Raw genomic sequence first — 241 nt, 5'->3', positions numbered from 1 at the left:
ACATCGAGGTACTGGAGGATTGCCTCGGCCGCAAGGCGGAGAAGAACCTGCTGCCGCTGCAACCCGGCGACGTCCCGGATACCAGCGCCGAGGTCACGGAACTGACGACCGATACCGGCTATCGTCCCGACACGCCGGTGGAGGAGGGGGTCAGGCGCTTCGTGGAGTGGTACCGCCGCTATTACAACGTTTGAAACGGCTCTGGCATGTTACTTGCTTGAAGTTTCTCACTATTGAAGTG

1 pseudogene is annotated in these 241 nt (G+C 59.8%); it reads left to right on the top strand.

What is annotated here, in order from left to right:
- Positions 1–194, top strand: a pseudogene (locus QSV46_RS40870) (capsular biosynthesis protein CpsI); the annotation flags it as partial.
- Positions 195–241: the final 47 nt, after the last annotated feature.

The organism is Bradyrhizobium cosmicum, assembly GCF_032290525.1.
GTDB lineage: Bacteria > Pseudomonadota > Alphaproteobacteria > Rhizobiales > Xanthobacteraceae > Bradyrhizobium > Bradyrhizobium cosmicum_A.
The sequence above is the reverse complement of the archived record's forward strand: the minus strand, read 5'-3'. Positions and strand labels throughout refer to the sequence as shown.